We start from the raw sequence: 24,125 nt of genomic DNA, 5'->3' as shown, positions 1-24,125 counted from the left end.
GGCTCACCCCCCCGCGGCGATGCGGTCCTTGCGGGGCTCGCGCACCATGAACAGGAGCAGCAGAAGCCCCGCCGCCAGGAAGGCGATGGAGGTTCCGAACACGCTCTCATAGCCCAGGGTGGCGGCCATGATGCCCCCGACCAGGGGGCCGGCGGACGCCATGATCCCCTCGGCCGTCGAGGACAGCGCGATCCGCATGGGCATGTCGTCCCGCGATCCGAACTCCAGGATCATGGTCTGGGCGCTCATCATGTAGCCCGACTGGGCGGCGCCGAGGCCGAAGAAGGCGACGAAGATGGCGGCGACGTCGTGGACGTTCATCAGCAACACCGTGGCCGCGATCCAGATTACCAGGGAGCTGACCAGCACCACTCGGAAGCCGGTCTTGTCGCCCAGATAGCCCCAGACCAGGTTCGACAGGGTGTCGGCGCCCAGGAAGGCGAGGCTGAGCAGGCCGATATTGGCGCCCGTCAGCTCGATCGTGGTGCTGACATAGAGGATGTAGAACGGGGTCGCCATCCGCCCGGTGATGCTGAGCATCTGGACGATCAGGAAGAACATGTAGCCGCGGTCCTGCGAGATCAGGCGCGGGAAGTCCTTCAGGCGTTCGAAGAACGGGGTCTGGGCCCGGGTGGTCGGCGGCTCGGGCTCGATCATCAGAAACTGCAGCGCCCACAGGCCCATCGAGGTGAGGATGGTGGCGAACAGGAAGGTCGAGGCGTAGCCGTTGCCCAGCAGATTGCCTTCGATGAAATACTTGCCGGCCACCCAGGCCAGCGCCGCGGCGATCACCCCGCCGGTGGCGTTGCGCCAGGCCTGCAGCCGGCCGCGCCGGCTGATGGGGATCACCTTGGCCATGAGCAGGGAGAAAACGACCCGCTGGGTGCCCATGAACAGGCCGAACATGAACATGAAGGCCAGGATCGCGACCACCAGCGTCTGGCCCGACAGGAACCAGCCGGCCAGCGCCATGCCCAGGATCTGGACCCGCGCCAGGCCCCCCATCCAGACGGCGGCCGGCATGACCCGCTTGCGATGCTCGATCTGGGTGGCGCCGAAGATCGGCGAGATCATCCCGCCCACCTGCTGGAGGGCGAGCCCCAGGCCGACGATGAAGCTGGAACCGGAGATCAGGTAGAGATAGGCCGGCAGGAAGGTCGGCGCATTGACCAGCCGGAAGCCGGTCATGCCCAGCATGCCGTGCAGGTAGTGGGCGATGTAGTTGCGCTTCAGATTGGCCCAGACGAACTTTTCGTATTCGACTTCGCGCTCGGCCAGGGTCTTGCCGTCGTCGTCAGCATGGATCACGACCGCCTCATCGGCGACCGCGGCGTCCTCATTGATCTTTTCCAATAGCGTCCCTGCCGCGCGGGGGTCGCAAAGGGTCGCGCGGCGGCTCCCCAAAATTATGATCTGCTAAAACAATAGCTCCGTCCTAGCAGAGTCCTTGGACCTGAAAAGCCGATTTCTCATTCGCGCCAAAATTGGTGAATGGCCAAGCTCGGGCGGCTTCAGGCGGCGCTGGCCAGGGGGGCGGCCAGGGTGACGTCGACCTTGACGACCATGCGGCTCGCGCCCGGATCGCCCAGGATGGAGCCGCTGATGGGGGCCGCCTCGGCTGGCGTGCGGCTCACGGCCACGGGAATCAGGTCGGCGGCCTCGGCCAGGCCGTTGGTGGGATCGAAGTCCATCCAGCCGAAGGCCGGCAGGAAGGCCTCGCACCAGGCGTGGGTGGCGCCGGCGCCGCGGACGCTCTCCAGGCCCGGCGAATAGAGATAGCCGCTGACGAAGCGGGCGGCGAAGCCGACCCGGCGCAGGGTCTCGACCATCAGCCAGGCGAAGTCGCGGCAGGTGCCGCGGCCCAGGCTCACCGTCTCGTGCGGCGCCTGGGTGCCCTCCTCGTGGCGGGCCTCATAGGCGAACTGCTGATGGATGGCCCGGTTGAGGCGCAGCACATAGTCCAGCGCCGGCTCGCCGACGGTCGGCGCCAGGCCGTGCAGCCAGCGCAGCAGCAGACCCTCGGGGTCCAGGGTGACGGGTTCGATATAGGGACCCAGCACGGCCCGGTCGCTGGGGGGATAGACGATGGGCGTGGCGGTGCGCGGGTCGTCCACCTCCTGCGGCTCCAGGGGGGCGGGGAAGCGTTCGATCTCCAGCTCGCTGAGGATGAAGAACTCGTCGGACTCTTCGCTGACGTTCAACTGGCAGACGCAGTTGCCATAGGCGTCGTAGCGCCAGCGGGTCTCGCCCCGGGGCGAGAAGGTGAGGGCGCCCTTCACCACCCGCAGGGCGTGGCCGCCCCGAGGCCGCACCAATAGCTGGTGCGGCCCAAAGGCGACCGGGCGCTCGTAAGCGTAGCGGGTTTCGTGGCGGATGATCAGGCGGGACATGGGCGCGCTGCTAACACGTCCTGAAGGCGAAGGTTCCTCGTCCCGCCAGATTCGTGGCCGGTCAGACGGTGGTGGCGGTCGGACGCACGATGATCTCGCTCACATCCACCTCTGCCGGCTGTTCGATGGCGAAGCGGACCGCCCGGGCGATGGCTTCGGCTGGAATGGCCTTTTTGCGATAGTCGTCGATGAAGGCCGCCGTCTCCGGATGGGTGATGGTCTCGGCCAGCTCCGAGGTGGTGACGCCCGGCGAGACGACCGTCACCCGCACCTTGTCGGTCTCCTGGCGCAGACCCTCGGAGATCACCCGCACCGCGAACTTGGTGGCGCAATAGACCGCCGCGGTGGGCAGGATCTGGTGGGCGGCCGTCGAGGCGATGTTGATGATCTGGCCGTGGCCCTGGGCCTCCATGATCGGCAGGGCCGCAGCGATACCGTGCAGGACGCCCTTGATGTTCACGTCGATCATCTGGTCCCACTCGTCCACCTTCAGGGCGGCGAGCGGCGAGAGCGGCATGACGCCGGCATTGTTGACGATCACATCGACGCGGCCGAACTGCGCCTGCGCCGCCTCCACGAATGCCTTCACGTCGTCGCGCGAGGTGACGTCCAGGCCGCGGACCATGGCCTTGCCGCCATCGGCCTCGATCTGGCGTTTCAGGGCCTCCAGGCGCTCCACCCGGCGCGCGCCCAGCACGACGGTTGCGCCGGCGGCCGCCAGCTCGCGGGCCGTAGCCTCGCCGATGCCGCTGCTCGCGCCGGTCACCAGCACCACCTTGTTTGCAATCTCAGTCATCGCCGTCTCCTATGTCTTGGCGAGATCAGAGATGCGGCATGAGGCGCCTCGTGCGTTAGACCAGTCCTCCGCGGTTCTTGCACGATACTCCTGGAGGCGACCCTTGGCCTTGCGGCTGGCCATGGGGCGTGGGAGCAAGCGTCATGGACTTTCTCGCCTCATTGATCAGCCGGCACGCGCCCCAGGACGGTATGTACGACATGCCTGTTCCTGGGCTGGCCGTCATACGCTACGGCGGTCCCACCGACCGCGTCCCGGTGCTGCACCAGCCGGCGGTCTGCATCATCGCGCAAGGCGCCAAGGTGGTGACCCTGGCCGCCGAGACGTTCCGCTATGACGGCGCCAGCCACCTGGTGGTGTCGGTCGACCTGCCCCTGACCGGGCAGGTGGTGGAGGCGAGCCCTGAGCGGCCCTATCTCTGCGTCCGCGTCGATCTCGATCCGGCGCTGCTCCGGGAGTTGATGCTGCAGCGGCCGCCCGCCGCCGGCGCCGAGACCTCGCGGGGGCTGCATCTCAGCCGCAACACGCCGGAGCTGACCGATGCGGTGGCCCGGCTCCTGCGCCTGCTGGACCGGCCGCAGGATGTCGAGGTTCTGGCCCCGATCATCCGCCGGGAAATCCACTACTGGCTGCTGACCGGCGATCAGGCCGGCATCGTGCGCCAGATCGGCGCCCCGGACAGCCGGCTCTCCCAGGTCAGCCGCGCCATCGCCTGGATCCGGGCCAATTACGACCAGCCCTTCAGCATCGAGCGGCTGTCGCATGAGGCGCGGATGAGCCCTTCTGCCCTGCACCTGCACTTCAAGGCGGTGACGGCCATGAGCCCGCTGCAGTACCAGAAGCAGATCCGTCTGCAGGAGGCCCGCCGCCTCATGCTGGGCGAGGCCGCCGACGCCCAGGCCGCCGGCTTCCAGGTCGGCTATGACAGCCCCTCCCAGTTCTCCCGGGAATATGCCCGCCTGTTCGGCGCCCCGCCGGCCCGTGACGCCGCGCGGTTGAGGGCCAGCGGACCCGTGCCGCTGGAGGTTTAGACGGCCGCCGCCGTCACGGCTTGGCCGGCAGGACGGCCAGCAGCGCGCGGGTGAAGCCGGCCGGGGCGACAGTCACATGGTCTTCGTCGGCCAGGACGGTCGAGCGCACGCTCAGGCTCGGATAGTTGCGGGAGTTCAGGACCTGCTCCATGGCGGCCATCTCGCCGACCATGTCGTAGCGCGAGGCGTGGCGTGGCGTGGGACCAGGCGTCTCGAAGGCGCCGATATACATGAAGACCTCGGCCGGCAGATCGGTATGCGTCCGCGCATAGTCGGCCTCCATCGTCATGATATGGCGCTGGCCAAACCAGAACGAGGGGCTGCCCAGCACATAGGCCTGGAACATCGTCGGATCGGTGAACAGAATCTGCGCGCCCAGCAGGCCGCCATAGGAATGGCCCAGCAGCACGCGGGCGTCCGGATCGGCCCGGAACCGCCCCTCGATGAAGGGCAGCACCTCGGACTTCAGATAGGCCTGATAGGCGCCGCCGCCCCCATGGGCCAGGGCGCAACGGCTTGCCGGATTGCAGGGGATGGGCGTGTAGTCGCGGCTGCGGGACGCCGCGCCGCCCTCGCCCTTGGCGTAGGAGAGGCCCACCAGGATGAAGTCCTCCAGCACAGGCCCATCCAGATTCACCCGCCGGGCGATCTGGCGAATGATGGGAAAGGCGTAGTCGGCGTCGGTGACATAGAGGACGGGATAGCGTCGCTGCGGCTCGGCCTCGTAGCTGGGCGGCAGGCTGACAAAGACCTCATAGTCGCGGCCAGAGACGGGATCGGGCACGGTCCAGACCTGGGTGTCCTTCAGCACATAGGGCGCGCCTTCGGAGGACGTAGCCTCGGGGACCGGGGGCGCCGTCGGCGCCTGGGCGTCGGCCCCTTCGGCACAGGCCGAGATAAGGATCGCCATCGCCGAGATGGCGGCCAGGCCAATTGATTTCATCCTTCACCCCCGAAGCTCCACCTTGGGCAGCTAGGGCGCCAATGTGGCGAAACTCAGATGTTCGCCCCTCGCGCCAGGGCAGACGCCCGCCTAGTCGGCCACCCCGACAGCGACGCTGGAGAGGAGGGCGGCGAGCTCGGCCTGGCGGGCGCAGCCGGTCTTTTCCAGCACGCGGCGCAGCTGGTTACGGACCGTGTTAATCGAGACCTCGCCGGCCAGGGCCAGGTCTTCCAGGGTCTTGCCTGCAGCGATCCCCTGGGCCACGCGGGCTTCGGCCGCGGTGAGGTCGAACAACGATCGCATGAGGCCCAGCGACGGGGCGCGCTCGCTGCTGACCGGCGTCATCATCAGCAGGGCGAAGCTCTGGCCGAAGATGTCGTGAGCCGAGCGCTTGATGGGGATCAGGTGGAGCACCATGGTCGCGCGCCCGAGCTCGTCGCGCAGGGGAAAGGTGCAGCGCCCCTGGTCCGGCGCGGCCTCGATGGTCTTCAGGGCGTCGCTCAACATCTGCTGGGCGGCCTTGTCGCTCAGGGTCAGCCGACCGCCTGCCCCGAACCGCACCTCGTCGCCCAGCGGCGCCATCCATTCATTGGTCTCGACGACCACGCCGCCCTCGGTGAGCAGCAGGGCCGGCAGCCGCAGGCCGCTCAGCGCTTCGGTGGCGCCCCGGGCGCGCTGCAGGCCCAGGCGGGCGCTGACCAGGGCGCTTCGCGCCAGGTGCGGGCGCAGGCTGTTGAGCATGGCCACGTGTTCGGGCTCGATCGGGCCGCGTTCCAGCGTGCGCTCGATGCTGAAGACGATGGAATCGCCGGTGGGCACCTGCAGGCCCGTGCCGGCCGACCAGCCCAGGCCGCGGGGGTGGAAGAAGTCCCGATAGATGGGATCGATCTTGATCTGGTCTTCGCTCCAGAAATCCTGCTCCACGAAAAAGCCGGGATCGGCCTGGCTCATGATGCAGGTGCGGCGGGGACAACGATGGAACCAGCCATCGTTCACATAGGCCTCGAAGACCTCGCGGATCGACCCTGAGGCGGTCCAGCAGAGCGACCGCCGCGCCGAGAACAGCAGGCCGCCCCGGGACTCCGTTCGCGCCGCCAGATCGTCGAGCACCGAGGGCCACAGCTCCGGCGCCACCGAACACTCGTAGATCCGGTCAATCAGGTCGTTGTCCATCAGACCCCCATCAGCTGGAGCGCCAACTACGCCCCGATCGCGCCAGGCCTCGCAACCCAATTCCCGCAATCATCACGGCCGCGCTTGCAGAACAAAATGAGAACTTTAGACTGGCCCGATGGCCGTTCTCGATCTGAAGCAAAAGCTCTCCATCCTCGCCGACGCGGCAAAGTATGACGCGTCCTGCGCCTCATCCGGCGCAGGCAAGCGGGATTCCAAAGGCGGCAAGGGCGTAGGCTCCACCGAGGGCATGGGCATCTGCCACGCCTATACGCCGGACGGGCGGTGCGTCAGCCTGCTGAAGATCCTGCTAACCAACTACTGCATTTATGACTGCGCCTATTGCGTGAACCGGGTGTCGTCCAACACGCCGCGGGCGCGGTTCGCCGTCCAGGAAGTGGTCGACCTGACCCTGGGTTTCTACAAGCGCAACTATATCGAGGGGCTGTTCCTCTCCTCGGGCATCATCCGCAACAGCGACTACACGATGGAGGCCATGGTCGCGGTGGCCAAGGCCCTGCGCGCCGACCACGACTTCCGCGGCTACATCCACCTGAAGCTGATCCCCGAGGCCTCGCCGGAGCTGACCAACCAGGCCGCCCTCTATGCCGACCGGGTCTCGATCAATGTGGAGCTGCCGCGGGAGGAAAGTCTGGCCGCGTTTGCGCCGGAGAAGGACGCCGGTGTCATCCGCAAAGCCATGGGCGCCGTGCGCCTGGGCATCGAGGCGGGCAAGGAACCGGCCCGCAAAACCCGGCCGCCGAAATATGCGCCGGCCGGCCAGTCGACCCAGATGATCATCGGCGCCGACGGCGCCCGCGACGGGGAGATCCTGGCGCGGTCCAATACGCTCTATGGAAACTATGGGCTGCGGCGGGTCTATTATTCAGCCTTCAGCCCGATCCCGGATGTGGCCAAGTCCCTGCCGGCCCAGCGCCCGCCCCTGATGCGCGAGCATCGGCTCTATCAGGCCGACTGGCTGATGCGGTTCTATGGCTTTGAGACCCACGAGATCGTCGGGCCGGGGGAAGATCTCGATCTGGCCATCGATCCCAAGCTGGCCTGGGCGCTCCGGAACCGGGCCGATTTTCCGGTCGACGTGAACACGGCGTCGCGCGAAACCCTGCTGCGGGTGCCAGGTCTTGGAACCCGCAGCGTCGATCGGATGATCGCGGCCCGGAGACTGACGCGGCTCAACCTCGCCGACGTGAAGCGCCTGGCCCGCAGCATCGAGAAGCTGAAGCCCTTCGTCATCACCAGCGACTGGAGCCCCGGCGCCCTGGCCGACCGGGCCGATCTGCGCGACCGCTTCGCCCCGCCGCCGCAGCAGTTGAGCCTGTTCTGATGCGCGTCGTTCGGCTGGCGTCCGAAACCGATTTCGAGGGCTGGCGAGTCGCCGCCCGCACCTTGCGCGCCGAGGCCGTCGAGCCCGCCCAGGCGCTGTGGACGGTGGATGGCGGCCAGGCGAGCCTGTTTCCCGCCGATGCGCCGCAGAGCCCTGAGGCCGGGACGGGGGGCTTCAAGGTCAGCCGGGCCTTTGTGGACCTGGCCGGCCGGGTGGCGCTGCACCGCTCGCCGGAGCGTTTCGACCTGCTCTATCGCCTGCTCTGGCGGCTGGAGGCGACGCCCCGCCTACTGGAGATCGCCAGCGACCCCGATGTGTCCCTGGCGCTCGACATGCAGAGCCAGGTGAACCGGGCGGTCCACAAGATGAAGGCCTTTGTCCGTTTCCGCGAGGTGGAGGCGCAGGGTGGTCTGGAGACCTTCGTCGCCTGGTTCGAGCCGGCCCATCGGGTGACCGAGGCCACGGCGCCCTTCTTCACGCGCCGGTTTTCAAACATGGCCTTCTCGATCCTGACCCCGGATGTCTGCGCCCACTGGGACACGCAGGCGCTGAGCTTCACCCCTGGCGCCGATCCCGCCGATGCGCCGGCCGGGGACGATCTGGAGGCCTATTGGCGGACCTATTTCGCCTCAACCTTCAATCCCGCGCGGCTGCGCACCGCGGCCATGGTGCGCGAAATGCCCAAGCGTTACTGGCGCAACCTGCCCGAGGCCTCGCTCATTCCGGAAATGACCCGCGCCGCAGGAGACCGGACCACCGCCATGGTCGAAAAGGCCCCCTCCGAACCCGCCCGCCGCATCGTGCGCGCGCCGCGGGCCGATGGTGCAGCGCTGGGCGCGGGTGATGGGCCACCGTCCAGTCTGGAGGCGGTCGCCGCAGGCGTCGATGGCTGCCGGCGCTGCCCGCTCTGGCGGGACGCCACCCAGGGCGTCGCAGGGGAGGGGCCTGCCGAGGCGCGGCTGATGATTGTCGGCGAGCAGCCCGGGGACCAGGAAGACTTGGCGGGGCGTCCCTTCGTCGGTCCGGCGGGTCAGGTCTTCGACGAGGCGCTGTCTGCAGCCGGCGTGCCGCGGAATGAGGCCTATGTCACCAATGCGGTGAAGCACTTCAAGCACCAGCTTCGCGGCAAGCGGCGGCTGCACAAGACGCCTGAGGCGCCGGAGATCGAGGCCTGCCGCTGGTGGCTGGACGCCGAACGCCAGATCGTCCGGCCCCGCGTCATTATCGCCATGGGCGCGACGGCGGCCCGCAGCGTCCTGGGCAAGGCCACGCCCATCGGCAAGCTCCGCGGCCAGGCTTTGCAACTGGAGGACCAGGCCCAGGCCGTGGTCACCTGGCACCCGTCCTATCTGTTGCGGCTGCCGGACCGCGCCGCAAAGGCCAAGGCGCAGGCGGAGTTCATCGAGGATCTGAGGTTCGCCTGGTCGCTGGCGAACGCCGCGGTCGAGGCTTAAGGCGCCGCGGGCTAAGCCAGGAACCCGGCTTCGGCGAAATCCAGCATGCGGCTGAGCAGGCCATCGGAATCCTGCTCGCGGGTCAGGCCGTCGGACAGATGGTTCAGGCGATCGAACTCGGCGAAGCGGTTATTGTGCACCATGCCCAGGCAGAAGTGCAGCCGCCAGTAGACGTCTTCCAGGGCCAGCTCCGGTCGGGCGGCGATCAGGGCGTCGGCAAACCGGCGAAGATGCGAGACATCGTTCTGCAGCACGTCGCGCATCTGGGCCGTGCCCTCGCTGCGGGCGCGGATAATGAACTGGACGGAGATGCGCCGGTCGCCGGCCGGGTCGGCCCATTTCAGCGGCGGGGCGAACAGGGCCTCCAGGATGTCGCGCACCGGCGGCTTGCCCCCGTGGCGGTCATTGGCCTCGTGCAGCATGCGGGCCCGCTCGCGGTTCAGCTCGGCGGTGCGCCGACGGAAGATCTCGAACAGCAGGCCGTCCTTGGAGCCGAAGTGATAGTTCACCGAGGCCAGATTCACCGCCGCTTCGGCGGTGATGTCGCGCACCGAGACGTTCTGAAACCCGTGCAGGGCGAACAACCGCTCGGCCGCGCAGAAGACCGCCGCCTTGGTGGCGGCTTCCTGCATTTCCGCCTGAGGCTGCGGCGGGGGGATCACGGGCTCTGTCATGCGATTCTCAAACGTCCGCCTAGCAGCATATCAGCCGCAGACGGACGGCGCCGCAGGTTATGGCGCTCCTCTAGCGCGCCAGCTCCCGCATGGCCTTGTCCAGACCCTCGAGGGTCAGGGGATACATGCGGTCATTGACCAGCTGCTTCATCACCTCGACCGAGGGGGTGTGCTGCCAGTGGCGCTCGGCCGTGGGGTTCAGCCAGACCATGTGCTCGAAGATCTGCGACACGCGATCGATCCACACCGCCCCGGCTTCCTCGTTCCAGTGCTCCACCGAGCCGCCCGGATAGGTGATCTCATAGGGGCTCATGGTGGCGTCGCCGACGAAGATCACCTTGTAGTCGCTGGAGAACTTGTGGAGCACGTCCCAGGTGTTGAGCTTCTCGGCGTGCCGGCGACGATTGTCCTTCCAGACCGTCTCATAGAGGCAGTTGTGGAAGTAGTAGAACTCCATGTTCTTGAACTCTGAGCGGGCCGCGGAGAACAGCTCCTCACAGATCTTGATGTGGCTGTCCATCGAGCCGCCGACATCGAAGAAGATGAGCACGCTCACCTTGTTGCGGCGCTCGGGCCGCATGTGGATGTCGAGGTAGCCCTTCTCGGCGGTGCCGCGGATGGTGCCGGACATGTCCAGCTCTTCGGTCGCGCCCTCGCGAACCCATTTGCGCAGGCGACGCAGGGCGACCTTGATGTTGCGGGTGCCCAGCTCGACGGAGTCGTCGAGGTTCTTGTACTCGCGCTTGTCCCAGACCTTGATCGCCTTGCCGTGGCGGCCCTTGTCCTGGCCGATGCGGATGCCTTCGGGGTGATAGCCGTTGGCGCCAAAGGGCGAGGTGCCCCCGGTCCCGATCATCTTGTTGCCGCCCTCGTGGCGCTCCTTCTGCTCCTTCATGCGCTCGGCGAGCGCCTCCATGAGCTTGTCGAAGCCGCCCATGGCCTCGATCTGCGCCTTCTCCTCCTCGGTGAGGAACTTCTCGCTGATCTTTTCCAGCCATTCGGCGGGAATGTCGGCCGTGCCGACTCCATCCACCTTTTCCAGGCCTTTGAAGACGTGGCCGAACACCTGGTCGAACCGGTCGATGTTCTTCTCGTCCTTCACGAGCGCAGCCCGCGACAGGTAGTAGAAATCCTCGACCGACCGGTCGATGACCATCTTGTCGAGCCCCTCCATCAGCATGAGGTACTCTTTCAAGGACACCGGGACCTTGGCTTGGCGAAGCTCGGTGAAAAACTGCATGAACATGGGCAGGCCTCCCAAACAGCGGGACGAACAGACGTTTGACTGCCGAGGATGGGGCGGCAGGGGCGCGATGTCCAGCACCCCCGCCACGAATGTCGTCTATGGGCTGGCCCTCAGCGCTCGCTGTCGAGCATGGCCATCTGGGCCTCGGGGTAGCGGGCGCCGGCCACGGCGTCGGCCGGCGCTGCGGCCGCGATGGCGGCGAGGTCTTCGGCGCTGAGCCTGATCGCCAGGGCCCCCAGGGCCTCGGCCAGCCGATCCCGACGCCGCGCGCCGACCAGGGGCACGATGTCATCACCCTGGTGCAGGACCCAGGCGATGGCCAGTTGCGCCACCGTGACGCCGCGGGCGGCGGCCAGTTCGCGCAAGGTGTCCACCATCCGCAGGTTCTGGCTCAGATTGTCCCCCTGGAACCGCGGGCTGTGGGCGCGGAAGTCGCCGGTTGGGCCGCCGCTGGGCGTCCAGTGCCCGCTGATCAGGCCTCGCGACAGCACGCCATAGGCGGTGACGCCGATCCCCAGCTCGCGACAGGCGGGCAGGATGGCGTCTTCGATCCCCCGCGAGATCAGGGAATACTCGATCTGCAGATCGCTGATCGGGTGGACAGCGGCTGCGCGGCGCAAGGTCTCGACGCCCACCTCCGAGAGGCCGATGTGGCGGACGTATCCGGCCTGCACCACCTCCGACAGCGCGCCGACGGTCTCCTCGATGGGCACGGCCGGGTCCAGGCGGGCGGGGCGATAGATGTCGATGTGATCGACGCCGAGCCGGCGAAGGCTGTAGGCGCAGGCGGTCTTCAGGGCCTGAGGCCTTGCGTCATAGCCCAGCCAGGCGCCGTCGGGACCGCGCTGGGCGCCGAACTTGACGCTGAGCACGACCTCGTCGCGCGGCCGGCCGGCCAGAGCTTCGCCGATCAGCATCTCATTGTGGCCCATGCCGTAGAAGTCGCCGGTGTCGACCAGGGTGATGTCGGCCTCGAACGCCGCCGCCAGGGTGGCGAGGGCTTCTGTACGGTCGGCGGGGCCGTAGAAATCCGACATGCCCATGGCGCCGAGGCCGAGGGCGGAGACGATGGGGCTATGGGGTCCAGGTTGGCGGGTCTGCATGGCGGGGCTCCTTGGCGAGCGAGGGGTTGATGTCGCCAGGATGCGCCGATGGACTGTGCGTGATAATCTGGTTTTTCCAGATCAAGCTGTTCGGGATTGTGCACAATGAAGGGGCCGCCACTTGCCGAGCTTCAGGCTTTCGCCTGGGTCGCGGCCCATCGCAGCTTCCGCCGCGCCGCGGCGATGAACGGCGTCTCCGCCTCGGGGCTGAGCCAGGCGGTGCGGAGTCTGGAAGACCGGCTCGGGGTGCGCCTGCTCAACCGAACGACCCGCAGCGTGGCGCCGACCGATGCGGGCCTGCGCCTGCTGGACCGGCTTACCCCGGCCCTGGGTGAGATCGGCGATGCCCTCGATCAGGTGCTGGAGAGTCAGGGGGCGGTGGCGGGGCCTTTGCGCATCAATGCGCCGGAGCCGGCTGTGGAGCTGACCCTGGCGCCGCTGATCGGCGACTTCTTGAAAGCCTATCCGCAGGTGCGGCTGGAGATCGCTTCCGAGCCGGGCTTCGTCGACATCGTCCGTGATGGCTTTGACGCGGGCGTCCGGTGGGAAGAAAGCCTGGCGCTGGACATGGTGGCCGTGCCCCTGGGAGGGCGGCAGGAATACGCCCTGGTGGCGAGCCCGGAGGTCATCGCGCGGGACGGCCTGCCGCAACACCCGGAAGACCTGCTGGGGCGGCCCTGCATTCGACTGAAATTCCCCAGCGGCTACGTCCCGGCCTGGGAGTTCGAGCGGGATGGCCGGGTGCTGAAGGTGGCGCCTGAGGGGCCCCTGACCACCAATTCCATCGCCCTGCAGCTCCAGGCGGCCTTGGATGGGGTGGGGTATCTGGCGACGTTCGAGGCCTATGTGCGAGCGCCGATCGCAGAGAGGCGGCTGGTCCGGCTGCTGAAGGACTGGACCCCAAGCTTCCCCGGACCGATGCTCTACTATCCCAGCAGCCGGCAGGCGCCGCGACCATTGCGCGCCTTCATCGATTTCCTGCGCGCGCGTCGCGAAAAGGCCTGATCAGGCTTCCAGGGTGCGGAGCTTGCGCCAGACGGTCATCCGCGAGACCCCCAGCCGCCGCGCGATCTCCACCGGGCCGACGCCAGCCTCCTGCAGGGCGCGGATGTCCTCGGCCTCCGGCGCCTTGCGCCGCTTGCGGCCGGCCCAGGAGGGCTCGACAGCCGCCACCGCCTTCAGGGCCGCACGCAGGGCGCGACCGCCTTCGCCATCGCTGGTGATGTCGGGTTCGACCACGAAGAGGCTGGCGTTGCGCGCCTCCAGCCGATCGATCACCCGCAGGACATTGCGGGTGGAATGACCAAGCTGGTCGAGGCGGGTGACCACCAGCTGATCGCCCTCGCCGATGAAATCCAGAATGGAATAAAGGACGGCGGCCTCATCGCCCCCGGGGGGCGCCGGCTCCTCGGCGCGGACGACGTGGCAACCCCGCGCTTTCAACGTCGCGGTATCTTCCGACGACCGAGCGTCGCGCAGACGGACATAACCAATTCTCAGCATCCAACTGACGCCCCTTGGGTCAACGATGACAGCGCCGCAAAATCCCAGAAGCCGGACCCTGCGTCAAAGCGCTTGCTGTTAAATCTCGGCAATAATCCGCCAATGGCGCGGGATTGAGGCCATGTCAGAGGCATGTGCCGAGCAAATATGACAGGCGGATTAGAAAATCTGTGCCATCCGCCGAAAAATGAACTCTCGGTCAACCACCGCGCCGACGGGAAACCCGTATTCGCCGACCGGCGTGAACCCGTACCTTCGGTAGAAGCGTTGCGCGCCATGGTTTAGCGACCACACCCCCAACCATATATCCGTGCGTCCGGTCTCCTCCAGCCAGGCGATCATGGTCTCGAAAAGCCGCGCGCCGAGTCCGCCGCCCTGGGCCCCGGCGCGGAGATAGAGGCGCTTGACCTCGCCGGCCTGCGGCGTGACGTCCGGGTGGGGCAGATCGCAGGGGCCGGCCAGGGCGTGGCCGACCACCTCGCCGTCAGCCTGCGTCACCAGCCAGGCGGCCTTGTCGGGATGCTCCAGGGCGCGGCGAGTGGCCTCCAGGCCGTAGGCGTCGTCCAGAAACGTCGCCAGGTCGTGGGCCGGATAGAGATGGCCAAAGGTCTCGGTAAAGGTCTCCCGGCCGATCCTGGCCAGGATCTCGGCGTCGGAAGTTCGCGCCCGGCGGATGATCACGTCTTGCATTCCTGGCCTCTGTCGGCCGTTAGAATAGTCCCATGATCGGCCTTTATACGCATGAGGACATGCTCGACCACCGCCCGGGGGAGGATCATCCCGAGCGCCCCGAGCGCCTGCCGCGGTGATCGAGGCCCTGGAGGCGACGGCGGGCCTGGATATCGAGCCGCGCGACGCCCCGCTGATTGAGCGGGCTGACCTGCTGCGGGTCCATGATGAGGCCTATGTGGCGCGGATCTTCGCCGGGGCGCCCCGGGCCGGTCATATGCGGCTGGACGAGGACACGGTGATGTCGCCGGGCTCCCTGCTGGCGGCGCGTCGGGCGGCCGGCGCCGTGGCGGCGGCGGTTCGCGACGTGGCCGCAGGCCAGTTCACCCGAGCCTTCTGCGCGGTCCGGCCGCCGGGGCATCATGCCGAGCCGGGCGCCTCCATGGGATTCTGCATCTTCTCCAATGTGGCCATCGGCGCCCTGATCGCCCAGGCGGAGGGGCTGAAGCGGGTGGCGGTGGTGGATTTCGACGTCCATCACGGAAACGGAACCCAGGCGGCCCTCGCCGGACGCCCGGACATTCTCTTTGTCTCGCTTCAGCAATGGCCGCTCTGGCCGGGGACGGGCCATCCCGACGAGGTGGTGTCGGCCAATGTCGTCAACGCGGTGTCGCCGGCCGGCGGCGGCTCGGCGGGGTGGCGGGCGGCCTTCACCGGCCTGCTGGAGCGGGTGGCGATCTTTGCGCCCGACCTGATCCTGGTCTCGGCCGGATTCGACGCCCACCGTGACGATCCCCTCGGCGGCGGCGCGGGCGGCCAGCAGTTGGACGCGCAGGACTATGGCTGGGCCACCGAGCAGATCGTCGCCGTCGCGCAGGTCAGCGCCCGGGGCCGGGTTGTGTCGGCGCTCGAGGGCGGATACGACCTTGAGGCTCTAGGCCGGTCGGCCGTCGCGCACGTCTTGGCCCTGCAGGGGGAATGAGGGCGCGCCGCTGATCTGGTGCGAACCCTGGGATGGCATGGCCGATTCATTGACCGTCGAGTCTCAGCCTTCGGAGGCCGCCGCGCCCCGGCGCCCTGGCGCGATCATCCTCGCGCGCCACGGCGAGCCGGCCATAAGCCGAAAGATCTGGATCAACGCCGAGGGCTATCGGCAATTCTGGGCCAAGTACGAGGTGCTGGGCATCATGCCGGGCCAGATCCCGCCCCAGGCCCTGGTGGGCTTCGTCGCCGACGCCGGCCTGGTGTTTTCCTCGACCCGTCAGCGGTCCATCGAGACGGCGATCGCCCTGACCCGCGGGCGCGCTTTCGACAGCGATGCGATCTTTGTCGAGGCGCCCCTGCCGCCGCCGAATCTGCCGGGCTTCATCCGCCTGACGCCATCGATCTGGGGCTTTCTCGCCCGGGTCTGGTGGTGGTTCCTCAATCACCACGAAGGCGAAGAGACCCGTCGGCAGGCGGAGAGCCGCGCTGATCGGGCGGCGGACCGGCTGATCGCGGCGGCCGAAGACGGCCGTGACGTGGTGCTGCTGGCCCACGGCTTCTTCAACTTCATGATCGGCCGGGCGCTGCGCCAGCGGGGCTGGCAGGTCGTGATGAACGAGGGCTTCAAGTATTGGTCCATGCGCCGCTTCGAGCGCCCTTGAGCCGAACCGCCGGCTCGCCCGTTGCGGGCGCCGCCTCGCCTCTCTAGGTTGGCGCTTCTCCCGAGGAGCGAAATGGCCGAGATCGACGACATTCAAACCCTGACCTTCGAGCAGGCCCTGGCTGAGCTGGAAGGCATCGTGGCCAAGCTGGAGTCCGGCCAGGCCGCCCTGGACGACTCCATCAAGCTCTATGAGCGCGGCGCCCGGCTCAAGGCCCACTGCGAGTCGCGCCTTGAGGCCGCCCGCCTGCGGGTGGAAAAGATCGTGGTGGGCGCCCAGGGGACGCCCTCAGCCGAGCCGGCCGAGTTCAGCTGATGGCCCTGTCCGTCGAGCGCCGCGTGGCCGAGGCCGCAGACCTGGTCACCGTGGCCCTCGACGAACTGCTGCCCCGGGCCGACGGCCCCGAAGCACGCCTGACCGAAGCCATGCGCTACGCCGCCCTTGGCCCGGGCAAGCGCCTTCGACCCTATTTCGTCATCGAGACCGGGCGGATGTTCGAGCTCGAGGAGCGGCCCCTGCTGCGGGCCGCCTGCGCTCTGGAATGCGTCCACGCCTACAGCCTGATCCATGACGACCTGCCGGCCATGGACGACGACGACCTGCGGCATGGGCGGCCCACCGTCCACAAGGCCTATGACGAGGCCACCGCGATTCTGGCCGGGGACGCCCTGCAGGCGGCGGCCTTCGAGATCCTCGCCCATCCTGACAGCCACCCCGACGCCGCCGTCCGGGCGGAGATGGTCATGCGCCTGGCCCTGGCCAGCGGCGCCCGGGGCATGTGTGGCGGCCAGATGATCGACCTGCTGGGGGTCCGCGACGACCTCGGCGCTGTGGCGCGGATGCAGCGGATGAAGACCGGCGCCCTGATCGCCTGCGCCTTCGAACTGCCCCTGGCTATGGCCCATTCCGGCGAGGCCGAACGTCACGCGCTCATGGCCTTCGCCCAGGATATGGGCCTGGCCTACCAGATCGTTGACGATCTGCTGGACGCCGAGGGCGATCCCGATCTGATGGGCAAGCGGGCCGGAAAGGACGCGGCCATGGGCAAGGCCAACTATGTGACGCTACTGGGAGCGGGCGCTGCGCGCGAGCGGCTGAACCTCCTTGTGGAGCAGACCAAGTCGCATCTCGACGCCTTCGGTCCCCAGGCTGATTTCCTGCGGGCGAGCGTCGATTTCGTGCTAAAGCGCCGAAACTAGTCTCCCCATCAGTTGTTTGCCTCACTTCATGTCCTCAAAGACACCTCTGTTGGACCAGGTCGCGTCGCCCGCCGACATCCGCGGCTATGGCGTGGCCCAGCTTCAGCAGGTCGCCGACGAACTGCGCACCGAGACCATCGACGCGGTCTCGCAGACCGGCGGCCATCTGGGCGCTGGCCTGGGCGTGGTCGAGCTGACCGTGGCGCTGCACCATGTCTATGAGACGCCCAAGGACATCCTGATCTGGGACGTCGGCCACCAGGCCTATCCGCACAAAATCCTCACCGGCCGTCGCGACCGCATCCGCACCCTGCGCCAGGGCGGCGGTCTGTCGGGCTTCACCAAGCGCGCCGAGAGCGAGTACGACCCGTTCGGCGCGGCCCACGCCTCGACCTCGATTTCCGCCGCGCTGGGATTCTGCGCCGCCCGTGACCAGGCCGGCCGCGACAACCGCGTGGTGGCCGTGATCGGCGACGGCTCCATGAGCGCCGGCATGGCCTATGAGGCCATGAACAACGCGGCCGAGACGACCAAGCAGCTGACCGTCGTCCTCAACGACAACGACATGTCCATCGCCCCGCCGGTGGGCGGCATGAGCGCCTATATGGCGAGGCTTGTGTCCGGCGGCGGCTATCAGTCCCTGCGCAATCTCGGCAAGTCGGTGGCCAAGGCCTTTCCGCGGCCGATCCAGGAGGCCGCCCGCAAGGCTGAGGAATACGCCCGCGGCATGGTCACCGGCGGCACCCTCTTTGAGGAGCTGGGCTTCTATTATGTCGGCCCCATCGACGGCCACGACATGGAAGCCCTGGTGGCGGTGCTGAAGAACGCCCGCGAAATCACCGACCGGCCGGTTCTGGTTCACGTGGTGACGCAGAAGGGCAAGGGCTACGCCCCGGCCGAGAGCGCCGCCGACAAGCACCACGCCGTGGTCAAGTTCGACGTGGTCACCGGCCAGCAGGCCAAGGCCCAGGCCAAGGCGCCCAGCTACACCAAGGTGTTCGCCACCGAGCTGGTCAAGCAGGCGCAGCGCGATCCGACCATCTGCGCCATCACCGCGGCCATGCCCTCGGGCACGGGGCTTGATTTGTTTGGTCAGGCCTTCCCTGACCGCACCTATGATGTCGGCATCGCCGAGCAGCATGCGGTGACCTTCGCCGCCGGCCTCGCCGCCGACGGCATGAAGCCCTTTGCGGCCATCTATTCGACCTTCCTGCAGCGCGGCTATGACCAGGTGGTCCATGACGTGGCGATCCAGGGTCTGCCGGTGCGCTTCGCCATCGACCGGGCGGGCCTGGTGGGCGCCGATGGGCCGACCCACGCCGGCTCTTTCGATGTCGGCTTCATGGGCGCGCTGCCCGGCATGGTGCTGATGGCCGCCTCGGACGAGGCTGAACTCGCCCAGATGGTGGCCACCGCCGTGGCTATCGATGACCGCCCCAGCGCCTTCCGCTATCCGCGCGGGGAGGGGTCTGGCGTGGCCATTCCTGAGTTCGCCGCGCCGCTCGAGATCGGCAAGGGCCGCGTCGTGCGCGAAGGCACGGCCGTGGCGCTGCTGTCGTTCGGCGCCCGCCTGCCCGAATGCCTGAAGGCCGCCGACATGCTGGGCGCCCGGGGGCTTTCGACCACCGTCGCTGACGCCCGCTTCGCCAAGCCCCTGGATATCGACCTGATCCTGCGCCTGGCCCGCGAGCACGAGGCCCTGATCACGATCGAAGAAGGCGCCATGGGCGGCTTCGGCGCCTTCGTGCTGGAGGCCCTGGCCCGCCATGGCGCCCTGGACGCCGGCCTCAAGGTCCGCACCCTGACCCTGCCCGACATCTTCCAGGATCATGACAAGCCGGAACTGATGTACGCCCAGGCCGGTCTCGACGCCGAGGGGATCGTGCGGACGGCCCTGTCGGCGCTGGGCGCCGACATCGTGGCGGCCGCCGGCCGCAGGGCCTGATCAGACCCGTCTGATCAGCGGCAATAGCGCAGGAAGCTTCTGACGTCTCGACGAGGCGCCGCCGGCGGCGCGATGACGCTGCCCAAGGCCGCCACGCTGAACTCGCCGCTCCGGGCGAAATTCTCGGCGACCGGCGCACGGTCGGCGAACTCGACGCGCACCGCCGATCCTTCGGGCGAAGGGCCCGGGCTCGCCTCGCCAGGAATGGTGGTGGCCGCCTCGCCCGAGCGGAGGGTGACACTGACCGGCCAGGGCGCCGGGCGGCCGACATCGTCGAACCAGCGACCATTCTCGTTGCGAACCGCAAGGGTCCGGCTGGTCGGAAAGTATGCGGTGATCTGGCGGCTGTCCTTGGAACAGCTCAGGACCAGCTGGACGCCCTGCCCATCGGGGCCCGCATAGCCGAGTTCGGCGGGGTCTGCGTCGGCGCGGTAAACCCAGCCGCCTTCCTGGGCGAGCCCAGTCGATGGAGAGACGGCCAGAAGGCCAAGGGCGAGCAGATATTTGGCGGCGCGGATCATGGCGAAGAGCTTAGCCTCGCGCCGCCGTCGGCTCCAGCCGCTTCAAGCTCAGACAGGCTGGCCGCACTGACCGAAGAAGTCGTCCACCATGGCGCGATCCTCGCCGCGGGCCGGCGCGCCCACCGTGCGACCGGCGGTGCGCACCTCCAGGTCGCCGGTCTGGGCGAAGGCGGCCAGGGTTGGCGTGGTCGAGGCCGCCATCTCCATCACCACGCCGACCCCTGCGATCGGCGTCGGGGCGACAGGGCTCGTCAATTCGACGCGTTGCTGGCGGGAGGTCAGGCCGACATCGCCCGTCGCGTCGTCAGAGGTGGTGATGGCGATCTCCACCTGGCCCGATTGCGGCTGGCAGCTCAGCATGACGAGCACATTGTCCGACCGAGGCTCGCCATAGACCAGCTTCAGACCCTCGCTCTGGGTCTGATTGAGCGCCCAGGACATGTCGGCGCGGGTTTCCGTCGTCTGATGGGCGCAGGCGGCGGCGATCACCAGGGCGGCTGACAGGCCGAAAATCGAACGGGTGCGCATGGTCCGGCGTCTCCTTCGAAAAAGACAACGCCGGTTCTGGCCCCGGGTTCACCAGTTTGGGTTCAGAAGGGCGAGAAGGTCTCCACCAGGGACTGGCCGGCGGGGGTCTTCTGGACGCGGCTGATATCGCCGCGGCCGCCATAGCTGATGCGCGCTTCGGCGATCTGGGAATGGCGGATGGTGTTGGACGAGGTGATGTCCTCGGGCCGGATGATGCCGGCCACCGACAGCTGGCGGACCTCGTTGTTGGTCCGGACTTCCTGGGTGGCCTGGATCATCATGTTGCCGTTGGGCAGCACGGCGGTGACCACCGCGGCCACCGTCAGGTTGATCTTCTCCGACCGCGAAACCGAGCCCGAGCCGGTGTTGCTGGACGAGGAGTTGGTCGAGATGGCGTTGGCCGGGTCGAAGCCGCCGGGCAGGATGCGGCCCAGGCTGGACTCCAGGCCGAGGAAGTTGGGCACGCCGGCCGACACGCCGCCGCTGCGGCTGCTGCTGCTGGAGTTGGAGGTCTGGGCGCGGTCGTCGATCTCGATCTGGACGGTGACGATGTCGCCGACGCGGTTGGCCCGCTGGTCCAGGAAGAAGGCCCGGGCGCCGCTGCGCCACAGGGAATTGGCCGAGGCCGGCGTGGGCATGGGCTGGTTGGCCGAGGCCAGGATGACCTGCTGCTGCGGAACCAGGGCGGCGGGATAGCGCACTGGCGTCAGGTCGGGGCCGGCGACGGCCTCCTGGACGGTGGAACAGGCGCCGAGGGGCAGCAGGACGAGGACGGCGAGGGTGGCGAGGCGCATGGCGCGATCTCTCTCTTTGCGGGTCAACGCAGGGCGTAGCGGGCGGCCGGGGCGGCCTGGAGCTGGTCGGCGGCGGGGCCGACGGCGGCCTGGCCAGGGCCGGTGGCCACCGCCTGGATGGTGCGTTTGGAGCTGAGGTTCTGGGCGGCGAAGCCCTCGCCGATCGTGGCGCGGCCCATGGCCTTGGCCTTGGCGCTCAGCACCATGCCGTCGGCCTCATAGGTCAGGGTGATGATGTCGCCCGCAGAGATCACCTGCGGGGCGCTGACGTCGCGGCCCGACACGGCCGAACCGGCGCGCAAGGGCCGACGGGCCGAGAGGCCCACAATCTGGTCGGCGTCATGGGGCGCGTCGCTGGGCGTCATGGCGGCCTTGGCCCAGATCAGATCTTCCGGCTGGACGATCTCGCCGGTGGAGAGGCTGCGGGCATAGGTCAGCACCTCGACATTGCCGGTGCGCGCCACGGAGGCCGAGGCGCCTCCGTCGGCGCCGGAGCGCACGATGATGCGGCGGACGCCCTCGGCGTTGGCCCAGTCGAGGCCTGCCCGGCGGGCCAGCTGCTGGACGGCGCCAGCGTCGAGCACGACGGTAAGGCCAGGCTTGGCGGCCACCCGGACATCGGCGGCCGAGCCGGCCCCGTCAAACAGGTCACCCAGGGTCACGACGCCGTCGGAGTCGGTGGTCTCGGCCTTGAGACTGACGGCCTGGCCCGCCTGGGCGGCGACGGCGAGGCCGAGCCAGAGGCCGGCGGCGAGGCTGAGACGGCGCAGGCTCATCATGATTTCACCGAATTGGCGGCCTGCAGCATTTCGTCGGCCGCCGAGATGACCTTGGAGTTCATCTCATAGGCGCGCTGGGCCACGATCAGGGCGGTGATCTCGGTAACCGCGTCGACATTGGACGCCTCGGTATAGCCCTGCAGCAGGTTGCCGAAGCCGTCGATGCCAGGCGCGCCGACGTTGGCGGGGCCGGACGCCGCGGTCTCCATCAGCAGGTTGTCGCCGATGGCGTTCAGCCCGGCCTCGTTGACGAAGCTGGCCAGTTCGATCTGACCGACCACCTCGGCCTCGGTCTGGCCGGCGCGGACCGCCTGGACCTGACCGCCCTTGGAGACGGCGATGGAGACGGCGTCATTGGGAACGGCGATGGCCGGCTGGATCTCGTAGCCGTCCTCGGTGACCAGCTGGCCGTCGGCGTTCAGCGACAGGTTGCCGGCCCGGGTATAGGCCATCTCGCCCGAGGGCAGCAGGACCTGGAAGAAGCCGCGGCCTTCGATGGCGATGTCATAGGGGTTGCCGGTCTGGGTGACCGCGCCCTGTTCGGTGATGCGATAGACCGAGCCGGCCTTCACGCCGCCGCCGATCTGCACGCCGGTGGGGACAATGGTCCCCTGTTCGGAGGACTGGGCGCCGGCCCGTTCCATGGTGTGATAGAGCAGGTCCTGGAACTCGGCGCGCTGCTTCTTGAAGCCCACCGTGTTCATGTTGGCGATGTTGTTCGAGATGACCTCGACGTTCAGCTGCTGGGCGGACATGCCCGTGGCGGCGGTACGAAGTGCCTGCATGGGTGAAGACCTTCTCTAAGAACTCTAGTTCGCGCGGCCCATGCGCTCGACAGCGCGGCGGGACAGGTCGGCGGAGGATTCCATCATCTTGGTGATGCTCTCATAGGCCCGGGTGACCTCGATCAGCCGGGTGATCTCCAGGATGGGTTTGACGTTCGAGCCCTCCAGCATCCCCTGGTGCATCCGCACGTCGGGGGCCGGGGCAGGGTCGAGGTTGGCGGTGTTGCGCAGCAGGTTGTCGCCGGTCTTTTCCAGCACCGAGAGATCGTCGAAGCGCACGACGGCGACCCGGCCGATGATGTTCTCGCCCTGGCTGATCGTGCCGTCCTTGGCGATGGTGACCTTGCCGTCTTCGGGATTGATGACGATCTCGCCGCCGCCGTCCCCGGCCACGGCTTGCCCGCCCTGGGTGGTGATGCGGCCCAGCTCGTCCAGACGGAAGCGGCCGTCCCGGGTGTAGCGCGGGCCGTCGTCGGTCAGGACCTCGAAGAAGCCCTCGCCTTCGATGCCCAGGTCCAGATCGGAGCCGGTGGTGAACAGGCCGCCCTGGCCGAAGTCGCGAGCCACGCCGGCGTCGAGGACGAACTTGACCGGCCGCGGCGCGCCGTCGTTGGAGGCCGGGGCCGCAGCCTCGGTCTTGGCCATCAGGGACTCGACCTTGAACCCCACCGTGTCGGCGTTGGCCACGTTGTTGGCGATGATGTCCAGCTCGCGCCGCAGGACCATCTGGCGCGACAGGCCGACATAAACTGCATTGTCCATCCGCTCGCCTCCCTGGGTGCGACATGATTGTCCACCTTGCGCCTGCAAGCTTCGGGCCAGTTAGAAAACCCAATAAATACAAATGTTAAGAAGGTTAATTTTGGCCCTGTGGCGGTTTCTGCCGGGCAGGATCGGCCGTCGTTAACAGGTGTAAAAACCTATCCTTAACCACCGCTCTGGCATGGCTGAGGGGTAAGATTCTAAGGAGCCGCGCGCGTGGCCAAGAAACAGGTCAAGGAAGCCCCCGAGGACGGCGCCGACGGCGCTGAAGACGGCGAAGGCGCGCCTGCCAAGAAGAAGCTGCCGCTCAAGCTGCTGATCATCGGCGGCGTGGCGGCGCTGGTCGTCCTGGGCGGCGGCGGCGCGGCGGCCTTCATGTTCCTCAAGCCCAAGCCGGCGGCCGAGGGCGAGCATGCCGAGGCCAAGGCCAAGCCTGAGAAGAAGGGCAAGGAGGGCGATCATGCGGAGGCCCCGGCCAGCCCGGCGGTGATCCGCCCGGGGCCTGAGGGCGTGGTTTTCTACACCCTGCCCGACATCGTGGTGAACATGCAGACCGCCGAGGGTAAGGCGACCTTCCTCAAGCTGAAGTTGACCCTGGAACTGCCGGACGGCGCGGTGACCCAGCAGCTCGATCCGAACCTGCCGCGGCTGCAGGACATGTTCCAGACCTTCCTGCGCGAACTGCGGCCCGAGGACCTGTCGGGCAGCCAGGGCAGCTATCAGCTGCGCATGGAGATCCTGCGGCGGGTCAATCTGGTGATTGCGCCGGCCAAGGTGAACGCCGTCCTGATCGAGGAGATGCTCATCAACTGATCCGCAAGCTTGCGGACGGTTGAGCT

27 protein-coding genes are annotated in these 24,125 nt (G+C 68.0%); 11 read left to right on the top strand and 16 right to left on the bottom strand.

All coding sequences use genetic code 11. The annotated features are described in order from the left end of the window. Window positions 1-3 precede the first annotated feature (3 nt). The 3 genes from Q8L83_RS06335 to Q8L83_RS06325 all read right to left on the bottom strand — a co-directional run bounded on the left by Q8L83_RS06335 (window position 4) and on the right by Q8L83_RS06325 (window position 3,186). The gene (locus Q8L83_RS06335; RefSeq protein ID WP_305285474.1) at window positions 4-1,353 is read right to left on the bottom strand and encodes an MFS transporter; all 1,350 of its coding nucleotides are present in this window, start codon (window positions 1,351-1,353) and stop codon (window positions 4-6) included. A 158-nt stretch (window positions 1,354-1,511) separates the two neighbouring features. Beyond that, window positions 1,512-2,390, bottom strand: a complete 879-nt coding sequence (locus Q8L83_RS06330; RefSeq protein WP_305285473.1) for a transglutaminase family protein — start codon at window positions 2,388-2,390, stop codon at window positions 1,512-1,514. A gap of 61 nt (window positions 2,391-2,451) precedes the next feature. Beyond that, on the bottom strand, window positions 2,452-3,186 hold the full coding sequence (locus tag Q8L83_RS06325; protein ID WP_305285472.1) for an SDR family oxidoreductase: 735 nt from the start codon (window positions 3,184-3,186) through the stop codon (window positions 2,452-2,454). Between the two features lie 143 nt (window positions 3,187-3,329). On the opposite strand from Q8L83_RS06325, the gene Q8L83_RS06320 reads away from it, so the two are divergent. Continuing rightward, window positions 3,330-4,217, top strand: a complete 888-nt coding sequence (locus tag Q8L83_RS06320; protein WP_305285471.1) for an AraC family transcriptional regulator — start codon at window positions 3,330-3,332, stop codon at window positions 4,215-4,217. A 13-nt stretch (window positions 4,218-4,230) separates the two neighbouring features. Here Q8L83_RS06320 and Q8L83_RS06315 read toward each other — a convergent pair whose 3' ends face one another. Both Q8L83_RS06315 and Q8L83_RS06310 read right to left on the bottom strand, forming a co-directional pair. Then, the gene (locus Q8L83_RS06315; RefSeq protein ID WP_305285470.1) at window positions 4,231-5,160 is read right to left on the bottom strand and encodes an alpha/beta hydrolase; all 930 of its coding nucleotides are present in this window, start codon (window positions 5,158-5,160) and stop codon (window positions 4,231-4,233) included. Window positions 5,161-5,250: 90 nt separating this feature from the next. After that, on the bottom strand, window positions 5,251-6,333 hold the full coding sequence (locus Q8L83_RS06310) for a helix-turn-helix transcriptional regulator (protein WP_305285469.1): 1,083 nt from the start codon (window positions 6,331-6,333) through the stop codon (window positions 5,251-5,253). A 118-nt stretch (window positions 6,334-6,451) separates the two neighbouring features. Here Q8L83_RS06310 and Q8L83_RS06305 point away from each other — a divergent pair, with 118 nt between their 5' ends. Next, window positions 6,452-7,678 (top strand): putative DNA modification/repair radical SAM protein, encoded by a 1,227-nt coding sequence (locus Q8L83_RS06305; protein WP_305285468.1) that lies wholly within the window; start codon window positions 6,452-6,454, stop codon window positions 7,676-7,678. After that, on the top strand, window positions 7,678-9,132 hold the full coding sequence (locus tag Q8L83_RS06300; protein ID WP_305285467.1) for a UdgX family uracil-DNA binding protein: 1,455 nt from the start codon (window positions 7,678-7,680) through the stop codon (window positions 9,130-9,132). Before Q8L83_RS06305 ends, Q8L83_RS06300 begins: the two co-directional genes overlap by 1 nt. 11 nt (window positions 9,133-9,143) lie before the next feature. Here the strand turns inward: Q8L83_RS06300 and Q8L83_RS06295 are convergent, their stop codons facing one another. From Q8L83_RS06295 to Q8L83_RS06285, 3 genes are all read right to left on the bottom strand, one after another. Next, entirely contained in the window at window positions 9,144-9,806 is a 663-nt protein-coding gene (locus tag Q8L83_RS06295; protein ID WP_305285466.1) for a TetR/AcrR family transcriptional regulator, read from the bottom strand. Window positions 9,807-9,876: 70 nt separating this feature from the next. Beyond that, entirely contained in the window at window positions 9,877-11,052 is a 1,176-nt protein-coding gene (locus tag Q8L83_RS06290) for a VWA domain-containing protein (RefSeq protein ID WP_305285465.1), read from the bottom strand. 110 nt (window positions 11,053-11,162) lie between these two features. After that, window positions 11,163-12,155, bottom strand: coding sequence for an aldo/keto reductase (locus Q8L83_RS06285; protein ID WP_305285464.1), 993 nt, complete (start codon window positions 12,153-12,155; stop codon window positions 11,163-11,165). A gap of 105 nt (window positions 12,156-12,260) precedes the next feature. On the opposite strand from Q8L83_RS06285, the gene Q8L83_RS06280 reads away from it, so the two are divergent. Then, window positions 12,261-13,160 (top strand): LysR family transcriptional regulator, encoded by a 900-nt coding sequence (locus Q8L83_RS06280; RefSeq protein ID WP_305285462.1) that lies wholly within the window; start codon window positions 12,261-12,263, stop codon window positions 13,158-13,160. Here Q8L83_RS06280 and Q8L83_RS06275 read toward each other — a convergent pair whose 3' ends face one another. Continuing rightward, complete coding sequence (locus Q8L83_RS06275) at window positions 13,161-13,484, bottom strand: HTH domain-containing protein (protein ID WP_305285461.1); 324 nt, start codon at window positions 13,482-13,484, stop codon at window positions 13,161-13,163. Here Q8L83_RS06275 and Q8L83_RS06270 point away from each other — a divergent pair. Next, a complete protein-coding gene (locus Q8L83_RS06270; protein WP_305285460.1) occupies window positions 13,455-13,775 on the top strand; it encodes a hypothetical protein in 321 nt (106 codons plus the stop codon). The genes Q8L83_RS06275 and Q8L83_RS06270 overlap by 30 nt on opposite strands. Before the next feature lie 42 nt (window positions 13,776-13,817). Here the strand turns inward: Q8L83_RS06270 and Q8L83_RS06265 are convergent, their stop codons facing one another. After that, a complete protein-coding gene (locus tag Q8L83_RS06265; RefSeq protein ID WP_305285459.1) occupies window positions 13,818-14,348 on the bottom strand; it encodes a GNAT family N-acetyltransferase in 531 nt (176 codons plus the stop codon). 115 nt (window positions 14,349-14,463) lie between these two features. On the opposite strand from Q8L83_RS06265, the gene Q8L83_RS06260 reads away from it, so the two are divergent. From Q8L83_RS06260 to dxs, 5 genes are all read left to right on the top strand, one after another. Continuing rightward, window positions 14,464-15,309: a histone deacetylase family protein gene (locus Q8L83_RS06260; protein ID WP_305285458.1), complete on the top strand. Its 846-nt coding sequence runs from the start codon at window positions 14,464-14,466 to the stop codon at window positions 15,307-15,309. A gap of 37 nt (window positions 15,310-15,346) precedes the next feature. After that, the gene (locus Q8L83_RS06255) at window positions 15,347-15,973 is read left to right on the top strand and encodes a histidine phosphatase family protein (protein WP_305285456.1); all 627 of its coding nucleotides are present in this window, start codon (window positions 15,347-15,349) and stop codon (window positions 15,971-15,973) included. 72 nt (window positions 15,974-16,045) lie between these two features. Continuing rightward, on the top strand, window positions 16,046-16,288 hold the full coding sequence (locus Q8L83_RS06250) for an exodeoxyribonuclease VII small subunit (RefSeq protein WP_305285455.1): 243 nt from the start codon (window positions 16,046-16,048) through the stop codon (window positions 16,286-16,288). After that, window positions 16,288-17,172: a polyprenyl synthetase family protein gene (locus Q8L83_RS06245; protein WP_305285454.1), complete on the top strand. Its 885-nt coding sequence runs from the start codon at window positions 16,288-16,290 to the stop codon at window positions 17,170-17,172. The genes Q8L83_RS06250 and Q8L83_RS06245 overlap by 1 nt, the downstream gene beginning before the upstream one ends. A 28-nt stretch (window positions 17,173-17,200) precedes the next feature. Further along, a complete protein-coding gene (dxs, locus tag Q8L83_RS06240) occupies window positions 17,201-19,117 on the top strand; it encodes a 1-deoxy-D-xylulose-5-phosphate synthase (RefSeq protein ID WP_305285453.1) in 1,917 nt (638 codons plus the stop codon). Between the two features lie 14 nt (window positions 19,118-19,131). Here dxs and Q8L83_RS06235 read toward each other — a convergent pair whose 3' ends face one another. The 6 genes from Q8L83_RS06235 to flgF form a co-directional block, all read right to left on the bottom strand. Then, window positions 19,132-19,638, bottom strand: coding sequence for a hypothetical protein (locus Q8L83_RS06235; RefSeq protein WP_305285452.1), 507 nt, complete (start codon window positions 19,636-19,638; stop codon window positions 19,132-19,134). A gap of 48 nt (window positions 19,639-19,686) precedes the next feature. Beyond that, complete coding sequence (locus Q8L83_RS06230; RefSeq protein WP_305285451.1) at window positions 19,687-20,166, bottom strand: hypothetical protein; 480 nt, start codon at window positions 20,164-20,166, stop codon at window positions 19,687-19,689. A gap of 62 nt (window positions 20,167-20,228) precedes the next feature. Continuing rightward, window positions 20,229-20,960 (bottom strand): flagellar basal body L-ring protein FlgH, encoded by a 732-nt coding sequence (flgH, locus tag Q8L83_RS06225; RefSeq protein WP_305285450.1) that lies wholly within the window; start codon window positions 20,958-20,960, stop codon window positions 20,229-20,231. 23 nt (window positions 20,961-20,983) lie between these two features. Then, window positions 20,984-21,730 carry a flagellar basal body P-ring formation chaperone FlgA gene (gene flgA, locus Q8L83_RS06220; protein WP_370868361.1) on the bottom strand — a complete coding sequence of 249 codons (747 nt, stop codon included), beginning with the start codon at window positions 21,728-21,730 and terminating at the stop codon, window positions 20,984-20,986. Between the two features lie 5 nt (window positions 21,731-21,735). Beyond that, entirely contained in the window at window positions 21,736-22,524 is a 789-nt protein-coding gene (flgG, locus tag Q8L83_RS06215) for a flagellar basal-body rod protein FlgG (protein ID WP_305285448.1), read from the bottom strand. A 24-nt stretch (window positions 22,525-22,548) separates the two neighbouring features. Continuing rightward, complete coding sequence (gene flgF / locus Q8L83_RS06210; RefSeq protein WP_305285447.1) at window positions 22,549-23,286, bottom strand: flagellar basal-body rod protein FlgF; 738 nt, start codon at window positions 23,284-23,286, stop codon at window positions 22,549-22,551. A 216-nt stretch (window positions 23,287-23,502) separates the two neighbouring features. Between flgF and Q8L83_RS06205 the strand changes: the two genes are divergently transcribed. Then, window positions 23,503-24,099, top strand: a complete 597-nt coding sequence (locus Q8L83_RS06205) for a flagellar basal body-associated FliL family protein (protein ID WP_305285446.1) — start codon at window positions 23,503-23,505, stop codon at window positions 24,097-24,099. Window positions 24,100-24,125 lie beyond the last annotated feature (26 nt).

The sequence above is a fragment of the Phenylobacterium sp. genome (assembly GCF_030680185.1).
Classification (GTDB): domain Bacteria; phylum Pseudomonadota; class Alphaproteobacteria; order Caulobacterales; family Caulobacteraceae; genus Phenylobacterium.
The sequence above is the reverse complement of the archived record's forward strand: the minus strand, read 5'-3'. Positions and strand labels throughout refer to the sequence as shown.